The organism is Delftia sp. DS1230 (assembly GCF_040112715.1).
GTDB classification, from domain to species: domain Bacteria; phylum Pseudomonadota; class Gammaproteobacteria; order Burkholderiales; family Burkholderiaceae_C; genus Comamonas; species Comamonas tsuruhatensis.
The window spans coordinates 2,159,372-2,179,264 of sequence record NZ_CP157763.1 but is presented as its reverse complement, the minus strand read 5'-3'; the positions used below and the strand labels follow the sequence as shown (position 1 = coordinate 2,179,264).

Below are 19,893 nucleotides of genomic sequence, written 5' to 3'. Positions count from 1 at the left end.
AAGCGTAGCAGGAGACAAGCACCATGCACGAAGACTGCTCACATGATTGGCTGGCCTGGGCTGCGCTGGCCTGCCGGCTGCGGGGCCTGGCTTTGCCACCGCAGGACCTTCAGGCCATTGCCCAAACACTGGCCCGATTGAGCGCCGTGGCGAACGAACTGGAGTGCACGGAGCCCGGCCATGGCTGAGTTCGAGACGCTTCCTTCAGTGGACGAAATGCTCCGGCGCTTCGCCCTGCTGCCTCCCTCGGCACATGACAGTCATGCGGCAGCACTGGCCACCGAATTCAGGCGCCGCAACGCGCAGTGGCACTGCGCGGAGCACATCTTTGCCGCACCGTCGCCCCAACCCGGCGGCCTGCTCTCCGGCGTGCCACTGGCACACAAGGACGTCTTCGACACAGGCCTGCACGTACCAGGTCTGGGCCGGCCTCGCACAACGGGGCAGATCCGGCCGGCCGCCACCGTCTTGCAACGGCTGAAGGCGCAGGGCGCACTGCACCTGGGCACGCTCACCATGGCGGAATTTGCATGCGGCGCCACGGCAGAGAGCCTCCATTCACCACGGCTGCTCAACCCTCTTGACGCCCAGGCTGCCGTCGGCGGCTCGTCCAGCGGATCGGCCGTGGCCGTGGCTGCGGGTCTTTGCGCGGCTTCGCTGGGCACCGACACGGCGGGCTCAGTGCGCATGCCGGCGGCAACCTGCGCCCTGATCGGCCTGAAGCCTACGCGCGGCCTGCTGCCCTCCGATGGCGTGGCGCCATTGGCTCCCACTCTGGATACCGTCGGGGTGATCGCGCGCAGCGCGGCCGATGCGGCCCGCATCTTCACAGCCATGCTGCCGACGCGGCCTGACACGCCGGATCCCCCACCGCGCTGGCGCATCGGCAACGCAATGCGCACAACCCACGAGGATGCCGGCGTGGCGGCTGCGCTGACCCTCTTCGAAAAGAGCCTGCACGCCAGCGTGCAGATCCAAAACCGCCCGGCGCCTGACCTGGGCCGGCTGAACCGGCTGGCCCAGATCGTCCTGCATGCCGAGGCAGCCATTTCACTGGAGGCCGCTGTGCGCACAGAGCTTGACACCCTGGCTCCGGCCACAAGGGCCATCGCCCTGCCGGGCTGGGCCATGCCAAATGGCTGGTATCGCCATGCCTTGCATCAGATACCGGCACAGAGCCATGCCTTCATGACCACCTGCCTGGACGGCATCGACCTTTTGCTGACGCCCTGCCTGCCAAAAGGCGTGCCCGACCGCGAGACCGTCACAACCTCCTGCCCCGGCTTCGACCCTCGCGCGCTGGCGGCAATGCACCGCCACCACGCCTATATCAACTACCTGGGGCTGCCAGCGCTGGTCATGCCCGTGGGCAAGGACGGCAGGGGCCGTCCGGTCAGTGTCCAGATCGTGGGAGCACCCGGCAGCGAAAGCCTGCTGCTGGCCTTTGCCCACGAGTTTGCCTTGCCCTTCCATCACTTTGTGCACCCTTGATACCGGGAGACAACATGCCTCAAATCAACGCATCCCCCGCCCTTGCGCATCTGCGAGTGCTTGACCTGTCACGCGTGCGGGCCGGCCCGACCTGCGTGCGCATCCTTGCCGACTTCGGCGCCGATGTGATACGGATCGAGCCACCGGCAGGCATCGATCCCAATGAGGCCATGTTTGCCGCCGACCGCCAGGGGGGAGACTTCCAGAACCTGAACCGCAACAAGCGGTCGCTGACACTCAATCTCAAGACGCCCGAGGGCTTGGAGGTATTTCGCAAGCTCGTGGTCGACGCCGACGTGGTGGTCGAGAACTGGCGGCCCGATGTCAAGGACAGGCTGGGTCTGTCCTACGAAAAGCTGAGCGCCATCAACCCCCGCGTCATCCTGGCCAGCATTTCGGGCTTCGGCCAGAACGGTCCCTATGCAGGCAGGCCCGGCTTCGACCAGATCATTCAGGGCATGGGTGGGCTCATGTCGGTCACCGGCTTTTCTGGTGGCGGACCGCTGCGTGCAGGTCTGGCCGTGGCCGATTGCGGCACCGGAATCTATGCCGCCGTCGGTATCCTGCTGGCTTTGCTGGAGCGCGAGCATTCGGGCCTGGGTCAGTGGATTCACAGCTCGCTGCTGCACACGCAGATAGCGCTGATGGACTTCCAGGCCGCGCGCTACCTCAACGAAGGCGACCTGCCGGTGCAAGTGGGCAATGACCATCCCACAAGCAGCCCCATGGGCCTGTTCAATGCGCGCGATGGCGCCTTCAACCTGGGAGCCTCGGGAGAGGGCAATTGGAAGCGTCTGTGTGACTGTCTGGGCGAGGCCGCGTGGCTGCAGGACCCGCGCTACGCGTCGGAAAAACTGCGCGTGCGCCACCGCACTGCGCTGAACGAGGCCCTGGCCAGGCGCTTTCGGGAACGCGACGTAGCCCACTGGGTGAAGCTGCTCAATGACGCAGGTGTTCCCGCAGGTCCGGTCTATTCCATGCCTGAGGTGTTCGACGACCCCCAGGTGCGACATCTGGGTGTGGCGCAGGCCGTCCCCGGCGACGATGGCAGCAGCTACCGGCTCATCTCCCAGCCCGTCACCCTGGAGCGCACGCCTGCCGGCATTGCGCGTCCCGCGCCTGGCTGGGGCGAGCACACACAGGAAGTGCTGGCCGAGATCGGCTATGGCACCGCCGATGTGCAGCGCATGCGCAGCGAGGGGGTGGTATGAGCGGCGGCCATATCCAGCAGGCGTTGACCGACGGCATCGCCACCTTGACGATCTGCCACCCCGAACGGCGCAATGCAATGACGCTGGCCATGTGGCAGCAGCTGGCGCAGGCGCTGTACCAATTGCGCGAGGCCGATGGCCTTCGTGTGCTGGCACTGCAGGGCACAGGCAGCCAGGCCTTTGTCTCGGGCGCTGATATCGCAGAGTTCGATCAGGTTCGCGATGGCGCCGAGGCTGTGCTGCGCTACAACCAGGCAGTCTCTGAGGCACAGCAGGCGCTGGCAGGGTTTCCCGCCCCGACCGTGGCGCTGATCCAGGGCGCCTGCATGGGCGGGGGTATTGGCCTGGCACTGGCTTGCGACCTGCGCTATGCCAGCGCAAGCGCGCGCTTGCGCATGCCGGCCGCACGGCTCGGCCTGGGTTACGGCTTGGCCGACATGCGCCGTCTCGTCGAGGTGACAGGCATGGCATCAGCCTTCGAACTGTTCTACACGGCACGCACGCTGGACGCATTCCAGGCCCTGGCCAGGGGACTGGTGCAGGAGTGCTTTGCTTTGGAAGACTTTGCAGCCATGTCACGCGCGCGCCTCGAGACCATCGCAGCAAACGCGCCGCTGACGTTGCGCGCCGCGAAAGCAGCCATACTGGCCTCGCGCCAGCCAGGCAGCAGTGCACAGGCCGTGGCCACAGAGGCACTGATACGCCAATGCTTCGACAGCGCGGACTATGCAGAAGGCCGCCGCGCCTTTGCGGAAAAGCGCGCCCCTTCATTCACAGGCCGATGACCGCACCCATGATGAACAATCCCCGCATCCCGTTTCAGCTATCCAGCCGCAGGCCAGCGCTGCGCGGATTGGACGGCCGACATATCCTGGTCCACCTGGTCATCAATGTGGAGCACTGGCCCTTTGACCAGCCCATGCCGCGCACCATACTCACGCCGCCCCACGGCCGAGAGAATCTGCCCGACGTTCCCAACTTCAGTTGGGCCGAATACGGTCTGCGCTGCGGCCTGCCTCGCATGATGGCGGCCATTCGCACCCGCGGCCTTGTTGCCTCGGCCAGCCTCAACGCCACCGTCATCGACGCCTATCCCCAGGCCGCTCAGGCATTGCTGGACGCAGGCTGGGAAATCATCGGACATGGCATGCACCAGCGCGCGCTGTCGCACGATGGTGGTTCAGACCAAGCCGGGGCCATTTCCAGCGCACTGGACCGCATAGAACGCTTTTGCGGAATCCGGCCCCGCGGATGGCTGTCGCCGGGCCTGCGAGAAACGCTGCAAACGCCCGACCTGCTGGCCCAGGCCGGCATAGACCATGTATTCGACTGGTGCCTGGACGATCTGCCCAACTGGATGCAGACCTCCAGCGGTCAGTTGCTGGCGCTTCCATACGCGCTGGAACTCAACGATTCGGTCATTCACGCCGTGGAAAAGCACGCCACGGGCGAGTTCGGGCGCCGCCTGGAAAGCACGCTGCAGGTTTTCGAGAACGAGGTGCGCGAGCATGGCTCACCGCGCGTGCTGACGCTGGGCCTGCACCCTCATCTGATGGGAGTCCCCCATCGCTTGCCCGATTTCGAGTCCATGCTGGATCGGCTACAGCAGCATCCGATGACCCGCTTCGTGACAGGCACCACCCTGCATGCCTGGTATGCGCAGCAGTGCCCGCCACCCACCTGCACGCATGACCGAGGTGCTGCATGAATGCAATCGACACACTGGTCGCGCACGTACAGCACCTGCGCTATGAGGACCTGCCCGCGCCTGCCGTGAACGCCGCCAAGGCATTTTTGCTCGATGCAGTCGGCGTGGGGCTGTCAGGCTCACGCCATCCGCGCATGGCCGCGCTGCACCGGGCGGCAGCGGCCCTGGGCCAGGGACAAGAGGCCACGGTGTGGGCCAGCGGCGAGCGACTGCCGCTGGCCAGTGCGGTGATGCTCAACGCCTACCAGGTCTTCAATCAGGAATTCGATGCCATCCATGACCGCGCCGTGGTCCATGCATTCGCCTGCATCGCGCCTGCGACGCTGGGCTACGCCGAGCGCGAGGGCGCAATCGACGGCCGCCAACTCATAGAGGCGGTGGCCGCTGGCCTGGACTTCGCCATCCATGTGGCGCTGGCGCAGCGCGCGCCCATGCGCTTTTTCCGGCCCGCCATGTGCGGCGGGCTGGGCGCCACGGCCGCACTGTGCAAGCTGGCGAGTCTGGACGAGACCACCACGCGTGATGCGCTGGGCCTGGCCTACAGCCATCTGTCGGGCACCATGCAGGCGCATGCCGAGGGATCGCCGGCCGTAGGACTGCAGGTAGGACTGAACGCGCGTGCCGCAATCACAGCCTTCGAACTCGCACAAGCGGGTTTTCCTGGGCCGCGTGACATTCTCGAAGGGCCGTTTGGCTATTTCGCGCTGTTCGACGCCGGCCAGGCCCGCTGGCACGAAGTGGCTGCCGACGTGGGTCATGTGTTCCAGATCGAGCGCATGAGCCACAAGCCCTACCCCACAGGCCGCGCCACGCACAGCGGCATAGGCGCCGTACTGCAATTGATGCGCGAGCACGGATTGCACGCGCAGGACATCGCAAGCGTATGCGTACATGCCTCTGCACTCATCGTGCGCCTGGTAGGCCGGCCGGCGCACGCCGGCATGGACTCGGCCAGCGCAAGACTGTGCATGGGCTACGCGGTGGCCACGGCCGCGCTGCAAGGCCACGTAGGCCTGGACGACTTCGACGCCGCCATGCTGTCCGACCCGCGCAGGCTGGAGCTGGCCTCACGCGTGCAGGTGCTCGACGACGGCAACCCCGACCCCAATGCAATGACACCCCAGCGCGTGGAGTTGCGGCTTTGCAATGGGCGCGTGCTGTCACTGGACATGCCCGATCTTCCTGGCAGCCCCGCATTGCCGCTCAACGAAGCCGAGCAGGATGCGAAATTCCACGCCTGCTGCGCGCATGCACTGCCGCCGGTACCGAGTGCACGGGCCGAGAAACTGCGGCAGGCGCTGCGCCAGTTGCAGGACCAGACGGACCTGCGCGACATCATTGCGCTGATGCGTCCGGCATCCTCGCCGCACTGAGCACTGCACCCTGCAACGCACAAAGGCCCTGGGGCGAGAAAACCTTTGGAAGCCTCTTCCCTTTATTAAGAACAATTCGCGTTTGACCTATCATCGCGCTTTGCCAACAAAGAGAGGCCTGTCTTCATGTCGAAATCCCTGAAAGCCCTGTTTGCCGCTTGCGCCCTGGTGGCTGCCGGCACAGCCATTGCCGACTCCCAGGTCGTCAACCTCTACTCCGCGCGCCACTACTCCACGGACGAGGAGCTGTACAACGGCTTCACCAAGGCCACCGGCATCAAGATCAACCGCGTGGACGGCGACGACGCCGGCATCATTGCGCGCCTGAAGGCCGAGGGCCAGGCCTCGCCGGCCGACGTGATCCTGCTGGTCGATGCCGCGCGCCTGTACCGCGGCGAGGTCGATGGGCTGTTCCAGCCCATCCACTCCAAGCTGCTGGAAGACGCCATTCCCTCCAACCTGCGCGCCCAGCCCACGGCCGATGGCATCAGCTGGTTCGGCCTGTCCACACGCGCCCGCGTCATCGTCTACAACAAGGCCAAGGTCCAGCCTGCCGACGTGCAGAACTACGAATCGCTGGCCGACCCCAAGTTCAAGGGCCAGCTGTGCATCCGCTCGGGCTCGCACCCCTACAACCTGAGCCTGTTCGGCACCGTGGTCGAACACATGGGCGAGCAAAAGGCAGAGGGCTGGATCCAGGGCATGAAGGCCAACCTGGCCCGCCCGCCCAAGGGTGGCGACACCGACCAGATCAAGGCCGTGGCCTCGGGCGAATGCACCATCGGCGTCACCAACAGCTACTACCTGGCGCGCATGATGCGCTCGGGCAAGCCCGAGGACCAGGCCGTGGTCGGCAAGATCGGCGTGGTCTTCCCCAACCAGTCCAGCTGGGGCACGCACCTGAACATCGCGGGCGGCGCCGTGGCACGCCATGCCAAGAACAAGGACAACGCCGTCAAGTTCCTGGAGTACCTGGCCAGCCCCGCCGCCCAGAACTACTTTGCCAACGGCAACAACGAGTGGCCAGCAGCCAAGGGCGTGGAACTGGACAACCCTGCCCTCAAGGAAATGACCGGCGGCAAGCCCTTCAAGAGCGAGACCATCCCGATCACGGCCGTGGGCAAGAACATGACCAAGGTCCAGCAAATGCTGGACCGTGCCGGGTTCCAGTAATCCCCATCGCGCCCATCACCAGCCCGGCACTGCCGGGCTTTTTCTTGGGCGCGACATGGCTGCGGCCGGGGCTGCATGCATAATTTGAGAGTTACGTTTACGTCAACGTCAGATAACCAAGGAGACATTCCATGCAGATCAAGGACCGGGTATTCATCGTCACGGGCGGCGCCTCCGGGCTGGGCGAAGGCACGGCGCGCATGCTGGCGGCCGAGGGCGGCAAGGTGGTGATCGCCGACATGCAGGCGGACAAGGGCGAGGCCGTGGCGCGCGAGATCGGCGGCGTCTTCGTCAAATGCGACGTGAGCCAGGAGGCCGATGGCCAGGCTGTGGTGGACAAGGCCGTGAGCCTGGGCAAGCTGGCAGGCCTGGTCAACTGCGCAGGCATTGCGCCCGCCGAGAAGACCGTGGGCAAGAACGGCGCGCACAACCTGGCGCTGTTCTCCAAGACCATCACGGTCAACCTGATCGGCAGCTTCAACATGATCCGCCTGGCCGCCGCCGCCATGTCGGCCAACGAGCCCGAGAGCACGGGCGAGCGCGGCGTGCTGATCTCCACGGCCAGCGTGGCCGCCTACGACGGCCAGATCGGCCAGGCGGCCTATGCGGCGTCCAAGGGCGGCGTGGTCGGCATGACGCTGCCCATTGCGCGCGACCTGGCGCGCAACGGCATCCGCAACATGACGATTGCCCCCGGCATCTTCGGCACGCCCATGCTGTTCGGCATGCCGCAGGAAGTGCAGGATGCGCTGGCCGCCGGCGTGCCCTTCCCCAGCCGCCTGGGCACGCCCCAGGACTATGCCAAGCTGGTGCGCCACATCCTGGACAACGACATGCTCAATGGCGAGGTGATCCGGCTGGACGGGGCCATTCGTCTGGCGCCGAAGTAAGCACCCCCTGAGCGGCTGCGCCGCTTCCCCCTCTCTTTCTCGCTTCGCGAGGGAGGGGGACGACACCCTCGCGGCGGGGCGGCGCGGCCGGCATAGGCCCTTGCTCGGTGTCCCTCGCTTTGGGCCGTGCCGGTTTTTGAGATACGCGCGTTGTCACACCGTGGTGTCTGCAGGCGTGTCTGCAGGCGCTCTGGCCATCATCTCCAGCCCCTTGCGCAATGCAGGGAACAGGCTGTGCTGGAAGTTGTTCCAGCGCAGCTCAAGAATCGTGTCTTGGGGATCGATGTCGGTGCCCAGCACGTCGGCGATGACTTCGCCGGAGTCGATGCCGTTGTCCACGTAGTGAAAGGATGCGCCGGTCTTGAACAGGGGCGGGACCGGGCGCTGTTCCATGGTCTTCCAGTCCACGATCTTGTAGCCTTGTGCGCCATGCAGCGCGTCCAGCGTGGCGCAGGCGCCCCGGCGTTCATAGGGTGACTCCAGGCGCGTGATGCCGGGGTGGATGTTGGCGATCCTGCGGTGGAACAGGGCACCGGGCCGCACGAGCCGGTCCAGGATGACGAGCAGGCCATCCAGCACCACCCGCTCGGCACCCAGCTGTACCAGCCTGTCCTGCAACTGCGCCTCGAACATCTGCTTGCCCGCGGCGCGCTGCGGATCGTTCAGCGGCAGGCGCCGGTAGGAAGACGGCACGGCCATGAGCAGGTCATTGACCCTGCGCCCCTGGATGCGCAGGTCCGGCGGATAGAACCAGCGGCCGCCAGGCTGGTAGCTGAAGCCGTAGTCGCCGATTTTTTCGCGGTCGCGGGGCGAGGCCTCGTCGTCGTCGTGGATCACGGCCTCCAGGCTGTAGATATCGCCCAGCGGGCTGGTGTCCAACAGCTCGCCCAGGTATTCGAGCGGCGACTTCATGTAGCGCGTTGCGCCCTTGTAGGCGATGTGCTGGCCGGCCTGGTCGGCGGCGGCGTTTCTCAGGGACCAGATGTAGACGAGTTTTGTCTTTGCCATGTTCGTGGATTCAGCAGGAATTCAGATGTCGGCCAGCACGCCTTGACTGGCGGGACTGGCCGATGCAGCCGCCACCGGCTGCGCCCCGTCTTGCGGCAGGACCATGCGGCCGGCCTCCATGCGCACGATACGGTCGGCCAGGTGGAAGTAGCGATCGTCATGGGAGATCACCACCAGCAGGTGGCCCCTGGCGCGCAGCTCGGGCAGCAGCTCGGTGTAGAACAGGTGGCGGAAGCTCGGGTCCTGGTCGGCCGCCCATTCGTCGAAGACCAGCACGGGCCGGCCCTCCAGATAGGCGTGGACCAGGGCCAGGCGCTTGCGCTGGCCGGTGGACAGGTCGATGGTGCTGAAGCTGCCGTTGCGCACGCTGACCTTGTGGGCGATCTCCAGCCGCTGCAGGTAGGGCAGCGCGGCCTCGGGCAGCGCGGCGGCCTGGCCTTCCTCGCCACCGGCCACCAGGTCCTCGAACAGGTAGAAGTCCGAGAACACCGTGGTGAACAGCTGGCGGTAGTCATCGCGCGTCTGTGCCGTGACGGGCTGGCCGTCATGCAGGATCTCGCCCTGCTGGGGCGCGTACAGGCCCAGCAGCAGCTTGATCAGCGTGGTCTTGCCCGAGCCGTTGTCACCCACCACAAAGACCAGTTCGCCCTTGCCCAGCTTCAGGTCGATGGGGCCGATCTCGAAGGCCTTGCCGCCTTCGGGCGCATCGAAGGCATAGCGCACGCCCCGCAGCTCCAGGCCGTGGTCCAGGCGGACCTCGCCGGGCGGGCTGTCCAGGTCCAGGTGCAGGTGCGGCTCGGGACTGGCAAAGCGCGCCGACAGGTCGGCAATGCGCTGCAGCGCCACCTTGGCACGGCCCAGGTTGGGCAGCGCGCCCGCGATCTGGTCCATGGGGCCCTTGAGGAACAGCAGCACCAGCACGAAGCCGGTGAGCACCACGGGCTCGGTGGTGCGCAGCGCGGCCCAGCCCAGGATGAGGGCGATCAACAGAAAGAACAGCGCCGAGCCGAAGGCCGAGGCCAGTACATAGGTGTTGATGGCGCGGCTGTTGATGCGGCGGATGGCATCCACGGTGGAGCCGATCTGCCCGTCGAAGATGCGGCCCCGGCGCGCGCGGTGCATGCGCAGCTCCTTGGCGCCTTCGCTGATGGCGCGGTAGGCCTTGTGCAGCACTTCCTCGTGATCGCGCGCCTTCCAGAACCCCGCCACGCCGCGCGACTGGGCCAGCGCCTGCAGGCTGACGCCCAGCACCAGCGCCACCACCAGCATGGCAAACAGCGGCGGCGACAGCAGGGCCAGGTAGGCCAGGCAGCCCAGCGCAATGGCCAGGGCGATCACGTTGGAGGCCAGCACGAAGGCCACGTCGCTGATCATGTCCACATCCTGCGTGAGCACGGGCATGAGGCGGTGCGTGCGGTAGCGCTCCAGCGCATCGATGGGCGCGGCCAGGATCTTGCTGGCCAGCTCCTTGCGCAGCCGGGCCACCAGGCGCTGCCCCACGAAATTGCCCGACATGTCGGACGCGGCCCGGCACACCAGCACGGTGGCGCACAGGGCGATGAAGGTCAGCAGCAGCCCGCCGGCCAATCCGCCTGGGCGGTTGAGCACCTGGTTGATGGTCGCCAGCAGCGCCACCGTGGCCCCACCCGCGCAAATGCCCGTGACCACGGACAGGGCCATCCACGGCAGGAAGGGCCTGAGCAGGCGCAGTACCTCGGAGGGCGGTCGGCTGGCGTTTTCCATAAGGGATTCCTCTGGCGCCCGTGGGCGCATGGCCTTGCAATGCCGGCGCGGCCCGGCGTTTCCTGGAGCGCGACGCACGGCGAGCGCCCCCTACTCCCTGCAAGACGTGCGCGCGCCAAAAATGTTCATCGCCCAGGCGATGAACAAATTCCGCCGCCCTGCGTCATCACGAAGAAGGGGCAGCGCGGGCGCCATGCCCTGCATCGGCCCGCCCTGCCTTGTCTGCCGCACACCCGAAGGACGCCATGGCTCTCCACCCCGACCTGCAAGCATTTCTCGAACTCGCCAACGCCCAGGCATCCAGCCGCCCGCGCATGAGCCAGATGACGGCAGCGCAGGCGCGCGCCGCCTACGACAACGCCACGCTGGCGCTGGACCTGCCGGGCGACGATCTGCCCACCGAGGACCTGGATCTGCCCACGCGCGACGGCGCGCGTATCCGTGCCCGGCTCTACCGCGCAGCCCCTGAATACACAGCCGCGCCCTGCCTGCTGTTCCTTCACGGCGGCGGCTACGTGCTGGGCGGGCTCGACTCGCATGACAGCCTGTGCCGCAGCCTGGCGCTGGGCACGCCCTGCAATGTGCTGGCCATCGACTACCGGCTGGCGCCAGAGCACCGCTTTCCCACAGCCTTCCTCGACGCAGAGGACGCCCTGGCCTGGCTGCTGGAGCACGGCGGCCGCCATGGCCTGGACGCGCAGCGCCTGGCCATTGGCGGCGACAGCGTCGGGGGCACGCTGGCCACGGCCCTGTGCATCGCCGCGCGCGACGCGGGCATGCCCCAGCCCTTGCTGCAGTTGCTGCTCTACCCCTGCACGGCAGCGCAGCAGGACAGTGACTCGCATGCGCGCCTGGCCACCGGCCATCTGCTGGAAGGTGACACCCTGGCCTGGATGTTCGGCCAATACCTGCGCAGCGATGCGGACCGGCAGGACTGGCGCTTTGCCCCGCTGCAGGCATCCGACCTGGGCCGGCTGGCCCCCACGCTGATGGTGCTGGCCGAGTACGACCCGCTGATCGACGAAGGAAAGCGCTATGCCGAGCGGCTGCAGGCCGCCGGCGTGGCCGTGGACCTGCAGATCTACGCCGGCATGGTCCATGACTTTGCGCGGCTGGGCGCCCTCACCGAAGAGACCGAGGTGCTGCGCGGCCGGATCTGCAAGGCACTGGCCCATTCCTTCCAGGCGGCCCGGATCCCGGCCCTGGCATGAACGGCCCTGGCATGAACATTTGCCGCGCCTGCACGTCATCCCGGTCATGAGGCTGCCTTGTGTCCCCTGCGTCCCCTGCGTCCCCTGCGTCCCCTGCGTCCCCTGCGTCCCTTGTGCCCTTGCCCCCATCCGTGTCCCGCACGCGGGGCACTCCATCTGAAAGAGTCCACGTGCGTCCAGTCGAAGCCACCGCTACACCGTCACCGGACGCCTCCGGCGCCAGCTACCTTGCCCATGCAGGCGCCGAGACGATCAGCGTCTTCGGCGATGGACAGCGGCTGCGCCTGGAGCGTTCGGGGTCCGTGGATGCCGGCAGGCCCGGCAAGCACAGTCTCTGGAACCTGTCACCCGCGGCCGCGCCAGGCCTGCTGCGGCTGCAATGGCTGGGCCCCTGCTCGGGCATGCCCGAAGCGGATGAACTGCTGGCCGCGCTGCAGGCCGGTTTCGGCCTGCGCCCGGATGCCCGGGAAATCGAGCTGTCCCTGCCCCGCCTGCCACCGGGCCTGCGCGACAGCATTGCCACAGTGCAGCCGGGCCAGGCCCCGTGCGTGGCAAGAAGCGTGCTGTGGCAGCAGCCCCTGTGGCTGCCCCGCCCGCGCCCACCCTATGCCCTGCACTACACGCTCACCGAAGGCCGGCGCCACCCCGTGCGCCTGCACAAGCCGCGCGGCGAAGTCTACCGCCGCTTCATCCCCTGGCTGGGCCGCACGCTGAGCTTTCGCACCGTGGAGCCCGAGGCCGACCTGCCCCTCATCCACCGCTGGATGAACGACCCGGTCGTCGCGCATTTCTGGGAGGAAAGCGGCGACCTTGCCCACCACCGCGCCTATCTGCAGCGCATGGCCGGCGACCCGCATGCGCTCGGCCTCATCGGCTGCTTCGACGGCGAGCCCTTCGGCTACTTCGAGGCCTACTGGGCCAAGGAAGACCGCATCGCCCCCTTCTATGACGCGGGCGACCATGACCGGGGCTGGCATGCGCTGGTGGGGGAGGCACCGTTTCGCGGCAGGCCCTACCTGACGGCCTGGCTGCCCTCGCTGTCGCACTACCTCTTTCTGGACGACTGCCGCACGCAGCGCATCGTCGTGGAGCCGCGCGCCGACAACCGCAAGATGCGCAAAAGCCTGCCGCGCTGCGGCTATGCGCTGGTCAAGGAATTCGACTTCCCGCACAAGCGCGCCGTGCTGGGAGTGCTGCTCAGGGAACGCTTTTTCGCAGACGCCTTGTGGATACCGCAGACCGACGCAGCCGCGCCGGACGCACTGGACGCATCGACCCAATGAAAGGACCTTCCATGCAAACCCACCCGCTGATCGGCATCGGCTTCGGCCCCTCCAACATTGCCCTGGCCATCGCCCTCAAGGAGCGCGAAACCACCGCGCGGGCCATGCACCCCGTCTTCATCGAAAAGCAGCCGCGCTTCGCCTGGCACAAGGACATGCTGCTGGAGCAGGCCCACATGCAGGTGTCCTTCCTCAAGGACCTGGCCACGCTGCGCAATCCCACCAGCCGCTTCACCTTCATCAACTACCTGCACGAGAAGGGCCGGCTGCAGGACTTCATCAACCTCAAGACCTTCTTTCCCAGCCGCCACGAATTCAACGACTACCTGGCCTGGGCCGCCTCCAAGTTCGAGGACCGCTGCGTCTACGGCCAGGAAGTCATCGAGGTGCTGCCTGAAAAACGCGACGGCAAGGTGGAGCTGCTGCGCGTGCGCTCGCGCGATGCGGCCGGCAACGTGCATGAGCGCCTGGGACAGAACCTGGTCATGAGCATCGGCGGCACGCCCAGCATTCCCGAGCAGTTCAAGCCCCTGCGCGGCGACGCGCGCGTCTTCCACTCCAGCGCCTACCTGCGCAGCATTGCCGAGCATGCCAGGCCGCTGCGCATCGCCGTCGTGGGCGCGGGCCAAAGCGCAGCGGAAATCTTCATGGACCTGCATGGCCGCTACGCCACGGCCGAGATCGACCTGGTCATGCGCGCCCGCTCCATCCGCCCCTCCGACGACAGCCCCTTCGTCAACGAAATCTTCAACGCCGACTTCGTGGACCATGTCTACAGCCGCCCGCACGACGAGCGCGGCGCCCTGCTGCGCGAGTTCTGGCACACCAACTACGCCTGTCCCGACCTGGAGCTGATCGAGAGCATCTTCAAGGTGTTCTATGAACAGAAGGTCGTCGGCGATACGCGCCATCGCTTCCTGCGCCGCCACGAGGTGCAGGACGTGCGCGCCGCCAGCGACGGCATCCACCTGGGGCTGCGCGATCTCAACAGCGGCATCGACCATGCATCGCGCTACGACGTGGTGGTGCTGGCCACCGGCTATGCGCGCGAGCACCACAAGACCCTGCTGGACCCGCTGGCCCCCTACCTGGGCGACTTCTCCGTGAGCCGCGACTACCAGGTGCACACCACGCCGGACTTTCGCCCCGCCATCTTCCTGCAGGGCGCCTGCGAGGGCTCCCACGGCCTCAGCGACACCCTGCTGTCCGTCACTTCGGTGCGCACCGGCGAAATCGGCGACGCCCTGCTGGCAGCGCAAGCCCAAAAACCCGATGTTGCGCGCACAGAACAGCTGGCGCTGCAGGACTGAAAGATCGCACCGGGCATGATGCCGCACGAATCTCCCATGCCATAATTTGAATGCAAACCATTTGCATTTGAATTCGAATCACCTGCGCCGCTGAATCCCATACCCGCTGCTGCACCGCCCCGGCCCTGGCCGGGGTTGCGGCATCCGGTAGGCCCTTCTCTGTACGGACCCAGGGGTTCCAACCCATCGCCCTTGCGGAAAGGCAGGTATCCGGATGCGTGACCTGATCCAGGAACTCGTGGCTCACTATGGCGATCTGCGCCGCCAGCTCACGCGCGATCTCCGAGATCCGCACTATGCGGCCGACATCGCGCAATCGAGCTTCGAGCGGGTCTATGTGCACGCCCTGGGCCTGCGCAGCGGCAAGAAGGCCGAAACCCTGCCCGACGCCGGCATCGAATCCCCACGCGCGCTGCTGTTTCGAGTGGCACGCAATCTGTGCATCGACGACGCGCGCAAGCGCAAGACCGCCCAGGAATGGACGCGCCAGCAAATGGTGGTGCAGCACAGTGCGCCCTCCAGCGAAACCCTGGCCGCCCAGCGCCAGATCCTGAACCGCGTCGTCCAGGCGCTGGAAAGCCTGCCGCCGCGCCGGCGCGAAGTCTTCATCCTCTTTCGCGCCCATGGCTACACGCGCGCGGAAATCGCCGATCAGCTCAACATCACCGAAATGGCCGTCGCCAAGCACATGGTGCGCGCCACGCTGGACTGCTCGCGCGTGTTGGCCCAGCTGCGCTCCGAACTGATCGAGGACCATGCGCTGGGCAGCGCCATGGATTTCGACAACAGTACACTGACCGACGACGCATCCTGACTCCCCCTTTCCATGGCAAGTGCACCTAGCGAGCGCATGGTCGAGCATGCGCTGACGCTGATCGTTCAAAGCGAAATCGCTCCCGACCCGGTGGCCGACCAGGCCCGCCTGACCCTGGGCGAATGGCGCGGGAAATCAGCCCGGCACGATGCCGCCGCACGCGAGGCGCACCTGCGCTGGAACCTGCTGGGCGGCATGTCCGGCGGCCTGCGCGAGCAGTTCCAGGAAACCGCCCTGCTGGCCGACCGGGCCTCGCGCTCCACCCAGACCCTCCGGCGCCGCAAGCTGCTGCTGTCCTTCGCCGGGCTGCTGGGCACAGGCGCGCTGGCGGGCCGGGGCGCCTACTGGTACTGGCAGCAGCCCATACACACCTCGGCCTACGCCACGCGCAACTCGCAGATCCTCAAGATCACTCTGGCCGACGGCAAGCTGCCGCTGCAGGCCAGCCTGGTGGAACTGGCGCCCCAGAGCGCCATTGCCGTGACGCTCTACCGCCAGCGCCGCAGCGTGTCCATGGCCCGGGGCGAAGTGCGATTCGACGTGGCCCCCGATCCCGACCGGCCCTTCGAGGTCATCACGCGCGAGGCGCGCATCGAGGTCGTGGGCACGGTCTTCACCGTGCGCGACCGCGGCGGCCCCGTCACCGTGGGCGTGGAGCATGGCCATGTCAGGGTCCGGGTGCTGGGCAGGGATGCCCAGGATGCGATGGGCCCGGCGGCGGCAACGCTGGACCTGCTGCCTGGCCAGATCGTGGACATCCGCAACGGCCAGGCCGAGGCCGTGCGCCAGGCCGATGCCGCCACGCTGTCCGCCTGGCGCGAAGGCTGGCTGGTCTTCGAGAACACCCCGCTGGCCGAGGCCCTGGCCACCGTCAACGCCTACCGCACCCAGCCCATCGAAGCCGCCGATGCGCGCGTGGCCGCGCTGCGCCTGACCGGGCGCTTTCGCGCCAATGACTCGGCCGGCCTGCTGGCCGTGCTGCCGTCCATCCTGCCGCTGAGGGTGCGCCCGCAGGCCGGTGGCGGCGTGCAGTTGCAGGCGCTCTGAGCGGCGCCTTCGGCTCCCCGACAAAGAAAAGGCCACGGCCGGATCGCTCCAGCCGTGGCCCATGGCCCATGCCCGCTTACCAGCGATAGGTGGCCGTGCCGATCACCTTGCGGGGCTCGCCGTAGAAGCAGACGGTACTGCAGCTGCCGACATAGGTCTTGTCGGCCAGGTTGGTGGCGTTGAGGGCAAACCTCCATGGCCCCGTCGTGTAGCTGACCATGGCGTCCAGCAGCGTGAAGGAGGGCACCACGTTGTAATTCTGGCTTCTGGTGCTGCCAACGTAACGCATGCCCACACCTACCTTGAGACCGGGCAGGCCGAATTCGCCAAAGCTGTAGTCACCCCACAGCGACAGTTGGTTGCGGGGAACGCCATAAGTGCGACGGTCCTGCTGTTCCGGCTGCAGGGCGCTGGCGCGCGTGGTCCTGGCATCGGTATAGGCATAGGCGGCGATCACATTGGCATGGCGGCTGATGGAGGTTCTGGCTTCCAGCTCGAAGCCGCGCGAGCGGATCTCGCCAGCCTGAATGCTGCTGCTCAGCGTGGGGTCCTGGGGATCTGCCACCAGGACGTTCTGGCGGGTCAGCTGATACACGGCCGCAGAAATCAAGGTGTTGGAGCCCTTGGGCTGGAAACGGATGCCCGCTTCCACCTGTTCACCCGTGGTTGGCTTGAACCGGGACCCGAGACGGTCTCGGCCGGACGTAGGCTCGAAGGATTCGCTGTAGCTCAGGAAAGGCGCGAGGCCGTTGTCCGCCAGGTACACCAGGCCGGCGCGACCAGTGGAGGCGCTGCTTTTTTCGTTGTCCGCACTTTTCTCGCCAGTGAAGAAATTGCTTTCGTCGTACCGCACGGAGTCATGCCGCCCGCCCAGAAGCACGACCCACTTGTCGGAGATCTTCATCTGGTCCTGGAAATAGACGCCCAACTGCCTCGCCTTGCTCCTCCAGGAGAAAGGATTGGGAATATCCACGTTGCCGATGGGCTGGCCATACACGGGATTGAAGATGTCGATGCTCCCCAGGCTGCCCTCATAGCGTTCGCTGGAGTGGCGCGGTGCATAGTAGTCCACGCCCGCCAGCAGGGTGTGCTTGACCGGACCGGTGACCCCTTGATACTCCAGCGAGGTATCGCTGGTCAGGCCCGAAGAATCGTCCCAGCGCGACAAGGTGCCGCGGTAGCGGGATGTGCGCTGGTCGCTGGCAAGGCCGGAGACAAACACCGATCGGTACCGGATATCCGCATGGATGTACCTCAGGCCGTGACGCAGCTTGAGCTTGTCATTGAAGGCATGCTCGAACACATAGCCGACGGAATAGCGCTCGCCTTCGAAGGTGTCGAAGCCGGGCTCGCCGACGAAGCGGTTGCGCGGGATGCGGCCATTGATGTTCGGCAAGATGGTGCCGGATTCTGGCAGGCCCAGCACATAGCCGGTCCTGTCCTTCTGGTACTCCGTCAGCAGCGTCAGCGAGGTGTTTGCATTGGGCTGCCACTTCAGCGCAGGAGCGATATAGAACCGGTCATCGGGCACATGGTCGATGAAGGTATTGCTGTCGCGCTTGAGGAAAGTGAGCCGGTAGGACCACTCTCCATCCTTGTCCAGCGCGCCGCCGAAATCACCGGACACCTGCTTGCGGTTGAAACTGCCCAGTTCCATATTGAGTTCATGCAGCGGCGCGGTCGTGGGGCGCTTGCTCACCGTGTTGAGCACACCACCCGGCGACGCCGCGCCATACAGCACGGATGCCGCACCCTTGAGCAGCTCGATGCGATCCAGTCCATACGGTTCCTGCTGGCCGTTGTAGCGATTGACCGTGTACTTCAGTCCGTCGCGGTACTGATTGCCGTTGCCGTCGATCTGAAAGCCCCGCACGATCAACGTATCCGTGGTCCTGTCCAGTCCCTCGGAGCGGCTGACGCCAGCCACATAGCCCAGCGCGTCCTGGATGTTCTGCGACTTGAGAACGTCGATTTCCTCGGCGCCGACAACGCTGATGGATTGGGGAATTTCCACAATCGGCGTATCGGTCTTGGCGCCCGTCGCGCTTCGCTTGGCCGTATAGCCCTGGATGGGACCGTATGAATCCTCGCGGTCGGTGACCGTGACCACGGGCAGAGTCGTTGCAGAAGCGCCCGGCTCCGGCATGCGGCGGATGGCAAAACCGCCGTTGGCCGTCCTGGTGGCCTGCAGCGGGGAGCCGGTCAGCATTTCGCGCAGCGCCTGCTCGGAGGTCAGTTGCCCCGTCACGGCACGGGAACTGAGCCCCGACACCACATCCCCGGCAGCGAACACCTGCGACCCCGTCTGCCGGGACAGTTCATTGAGCGCCGATGCCAAGGCCTGCGCCGGAACATTGATGTCGAAGACCTGGCTGGTCTGCCCTGCCCCCTGTGCAGCGGCGAGAGGGCTCCAGATGGAGGCGGAACCAAAGACTGTAGCCAGAGTAAGGCTCAACAGATGTTGACGGGGCAAAGAACGCATGGCTAGAAAAATCCCAAAGGCTTTGAATGAAACTCGAAACTCATCTGGTGCAGCCGCTGGCGATGCCGAAGGAAAAGTCCCGCAAGCTGTGCACCTCCTGCCAAAGAGACGTTCAGCGCAAAAAAATGGAGACAATGTGTAAACACCTAGATGTGCCGGCCAGGCACAACGTGCCTGGCCGTTCATGACCCCGCCGGGCGGCGGCCTCAAACCGGCACAGGCTCCAGCGACAGGCATTGCAGCAACTGCGCCACCAGATCCTCATGCCTCATGAGCGAAAAATGGTCGGCCGCAATATCGGCAGCACTCGCGGGCTCCCGCCCCAGCTGACGTTCCAGCCGTGAACGGTCTGCAGCATCCCGGTCCTGGCTCCACCACAGGTCAACCTCCGCCTCCAAGGCAGGAAGCCTGTCCATCTGCAGAGACAGGCGCTTCAGGTGCCGTGCCGTCATGAAAGCCTGTGCCAGCCCGGTTCCATCCATGGATGCATGACCCGCAGGATGGTCAGTCTCTGCCCGACCCAGAAGGCGGTCGATGGGACCCGCCAGCAGGTCGATGCTGGGCTCCTGCGCAGCACCGAGTTCGGCCAGATCTTCGATGCGGACCTGCGGCATCAGATAGGCTGCAAAGCGTACAAAGTCGGGCCACCATGCGTCTGCCACCTGCCCCGATGCAGGCGGCACAAAGGGATCGACCAGGCCCACGAAACCCGTGCCCGGCTCCCGTGATTGCAGCCGCTGCGCCATCAGCACCGCCAGCGTACCTCCCAGTGACCAGCCCAGCAGATGGCAGGGACCCGTCGGTTGTACGGCACGCACCATGCGGCAGTAGTCATCGGCCATCTGCTCCAGACAAGCATCCAGATGCGCGGGATCGGCCAGGCTGCGGCACGGTATGGCGTAGACGGTGCGGACACCATTCAAAGCCCGCGCCAGAGGCTGGTAGTCGAACACGGTGCCAAAGCCAGCATGCACGCAAAACAGTGGCGGCGCGGCATCGCACACGGCATTCAAGGCCACCAGGCCGCAAGGCAGCTGCGCCGCTGCAGCGCCCAACCCCAGCAGCCCGGCGATGGTGGGCCGCTGCAAAAGATCACGCAGCTTGAAGTCCAGCCGGCTGTTGCCGAGCTTGCGGACCTTGGCATGCATC

The 19,893-nt window shown here is 66.3% G+C and carries 17 protein-coding genes (1 of these 17 running past the window's edge); 13 read left to right on the top strand and 4 right to left on the bottom strand.

Annotated elements, in window-relative coordinates; translation table 11 throughout:
- Nucleotides 1–23 precede the first annotated feature (23 nt).
- From AAN986_RS09645 to AAN986_RS09610, 8 genes are all read left to right on the top strand, one after another.
- Nucleotides 24–188 carry a hypothetical protein gene (locus AAN986_RS09645; protein WP_016454374.1) on the top strand — a complete coding sequence of 55 codons (165 nt, stop codon included), beginning with the start codon at nt 24–26 and terminating at the stop codon, nt 186–188.
- Entirely contained in the window at nt 181–1,491 is a 1,311-nt protein-coding gene (locus tag AAN986_RS09640; RefSeq protein WP_052862657.1) for an amidase, read from the top strand. The genes AAN986_RS09645 and AAN986_RS09640 overlap by 8 nt, the downstream gene beginning before the upstream one ends.
- Before the next feature lie 14 nt (nt 1,492–1,505).
- Nucleotides 1,506–2,702, top strand: a complete 1,197-nt coding sequence (locus AAN986_RS09635) for a CoA transferase (protein WP_047218005.1) — start codon at nt 1,506–1,508, stop codon at nt 2,700–2,702.
- Entirely contained in the window at nt 2,699–3,487 is a 789-nt protein-coding gene (locus AAN986_RS09630) for an enoyl-CoA hydratase (RefSeq protein WP_047218004.1), read from the top strand. Before AAN986_RS09635 ends, AAN986_RS09630 begins: the two co-directional genes overlap by 4 nt.
- Before the next feature lie 11 nt (nt 3,488–3,498).
- Nucleotides 3,499–4,410, top strand: coding sequence for a polysaccharide deacetylase family protein (locus AAN986_RS09625; RefSeq protein WP_047218087.1), 912 nt, complete (start codon nt 3,499–3,501; stop codon nt 4,408–4,410).
- Entirely contained in the window at nt 4,407–5,783 is a 1,377-nt protein-coding gene (locus AAN986_RS09620; RefSeq protein ID WP_047218003.1) for an MmgE/PrpD family protein, read from the top strand. The genes AAN986_RS09625 and AAN986_RS09620 overlap by 4 nt, the downstream gene beginning before the upstream one ends.
- 126 nt (nt 5,784–5,909) lie before the next feature.
- The gene (locus AAN986_RS09615) at nt 5,910–6,956 is read left to right on the top strand and encodes an extracellular solute-binding protein (RefSeq protein WP_016450487.1); all 1,047 of its coding nucleotides are present in this window, start codon (nt 5,910–5,912) and stop codon (nt 6,954–6,956) included.
- A 131-nt stretch (nt 6,957–7,087) separates the two neighbouring features.
- On the top strand, nt 7,088–7,846 hold the full coding sequence (locus tag AAN986_RS09610; protein ID WP_034363673.1) for a 3-hydroxyacyl-CoA dehydrogenase: 759 nt from the start codon (nt 7,088–7,090) through the stop codon (nt 7,844–7,846).
- A gap of 153 nt (nt 7,847–7,999) precedes the next feature.
- Here AAN986_RS09610 and AAN986_RS09605 read toward each other — a convergent pair whose 3' ends face one another.
- Together AAN986_RS09605 and AAN986_RS09600 are read right to left on the bottom strand one after the other, a co-directional pair.
- On the bottom strand, nt 8,000–8,854 hold the full coding sequence (locus tag AAN986_RS09605; protein WP_046988135.1) for a N(5)-hydroxyornithine transformylase PvdF: 855 nt from the start codon (nt 8,852–8,854) through the stop codon (nt 8,000–8,002).
- 21 nt (nt 8,855–8,875) lie between these two features.
- Complete coding sequence (locus AAN986_RS09600; protein WP_047218002.1) at nt 8,876–10,597, bottom strand: cyclic peptide export ABC transporter; 1,722 nt, start codon at nt 10,595–10,597, stop codon at nt 8,876–8,878.
- A gap of 245 nt (nt 10,598–10,842) precedes the next feature.
- Between AAN986_RS09600 and AAN986_RS09595 the strand changes: the two genes are divergently transcribed.
- The 5 genes from AAN986_RS09595 (at nt 10,843) to AAN986_RS09575 (ending at nt 16,262) form a co-directional block, all read left to right on the top strand.
- Nucleotides 10,843–11,808, top strand: coding sequence for an alpha/beta hydrolase (locus AAN986_RS09595; protein WP_047218001.1), 966 nt, complete (start codon nt 10,843–10,845; stop codon nt 11,806–11,808).
- A 170-nt stretch (nt 11,809–11,978) separates the two neighbouring features.
- A complete protein-coding gene (locus AAN986_RS09590) occupies nt 11,979–13,091 on the top strand; it encodes a GNAT family N-acetyltransferase (protein WP_047218000.1) in 1,113 nt (370 codons plus the stop codon).
- Nucleotides 13,092–13,102: 11 nt separating this feature from the next.
- Nucleotides 13,103–14,401 carry a lysine N(6)-hydroxylase/L-ornithine N(5)-oxygenase family protein gene (locus AAN986_RS09585; RefSeq protein ID WP_047217999.1) on the top strand — a complete coding sequence of 433 codons (1,299 nt, stop codon included), beginning with the start codon at nt 13,103–13,105 and terminating at the stop codon, nt 14,399–14,401.
- A gap of 214 nt (nt 14,402–14,615) precedes the next feature.
- The gene (locus AAN986_RS09580; protein WP_047217998.1) at nt 14,616–15,215 is read left to right on the top strand and encodes an RNA polymerase sigma factor; all 600 of its coding nucleotides are present in this window, start codon (nt 14,616–14,618) and stop codon (nt 15,213–15,215) included.
- Between the two features lie 12 nt (nt 15,216–15,227).
- Complete coding sequence (locus AAN986_RS09575) at nt 15,228–16,262, top strand: FecR domain-containing protein (protein WP_047217997.1); 1,035 nt, start codon at nt 15,228–15,230, stop codon at nt 16,260–16,262.
- A 76-nt stretch (nt 16,263–16,338) separates the two neighbouring features.
- On the opposite strand, the gene AAN986_RS09570 is transcribed toward AAN986_RS09575, so the two are convergent.
- Both AAN986_RS09570 and AAN986_RS09565 read right to left on the bottom strand, forming a co-directional pair.
- Nucleotides 16,339–18,744: a TonB-dependent siderophore receptor gene (locus AAN986_RS09570; protein WP_047217996.1), complete on the bottom strand. Its 2,406-nt coding sequence runs from the start codon at nt 18,742–18,744 to the stop codon at nt 16,339–16,341.
- Nucleotides 18,745–18,950: 206 nt separating this feature from the next.
- Nucleotides 18,951–19,893: the end of an amino acid adenylation domain-containing protein gene (locus tag AAN986_RS09565; RefSeq protein ID WP_349335617.1), read on the bottom strand. 9,575 nt of this gene lie beyond the right edge of the window; the window shows 943 of its 10,518 coding nt (coding positions 9,576–10,518); the start codon falls outside the window, past its right edge; its stop codon occupies nt 18,951–18,953.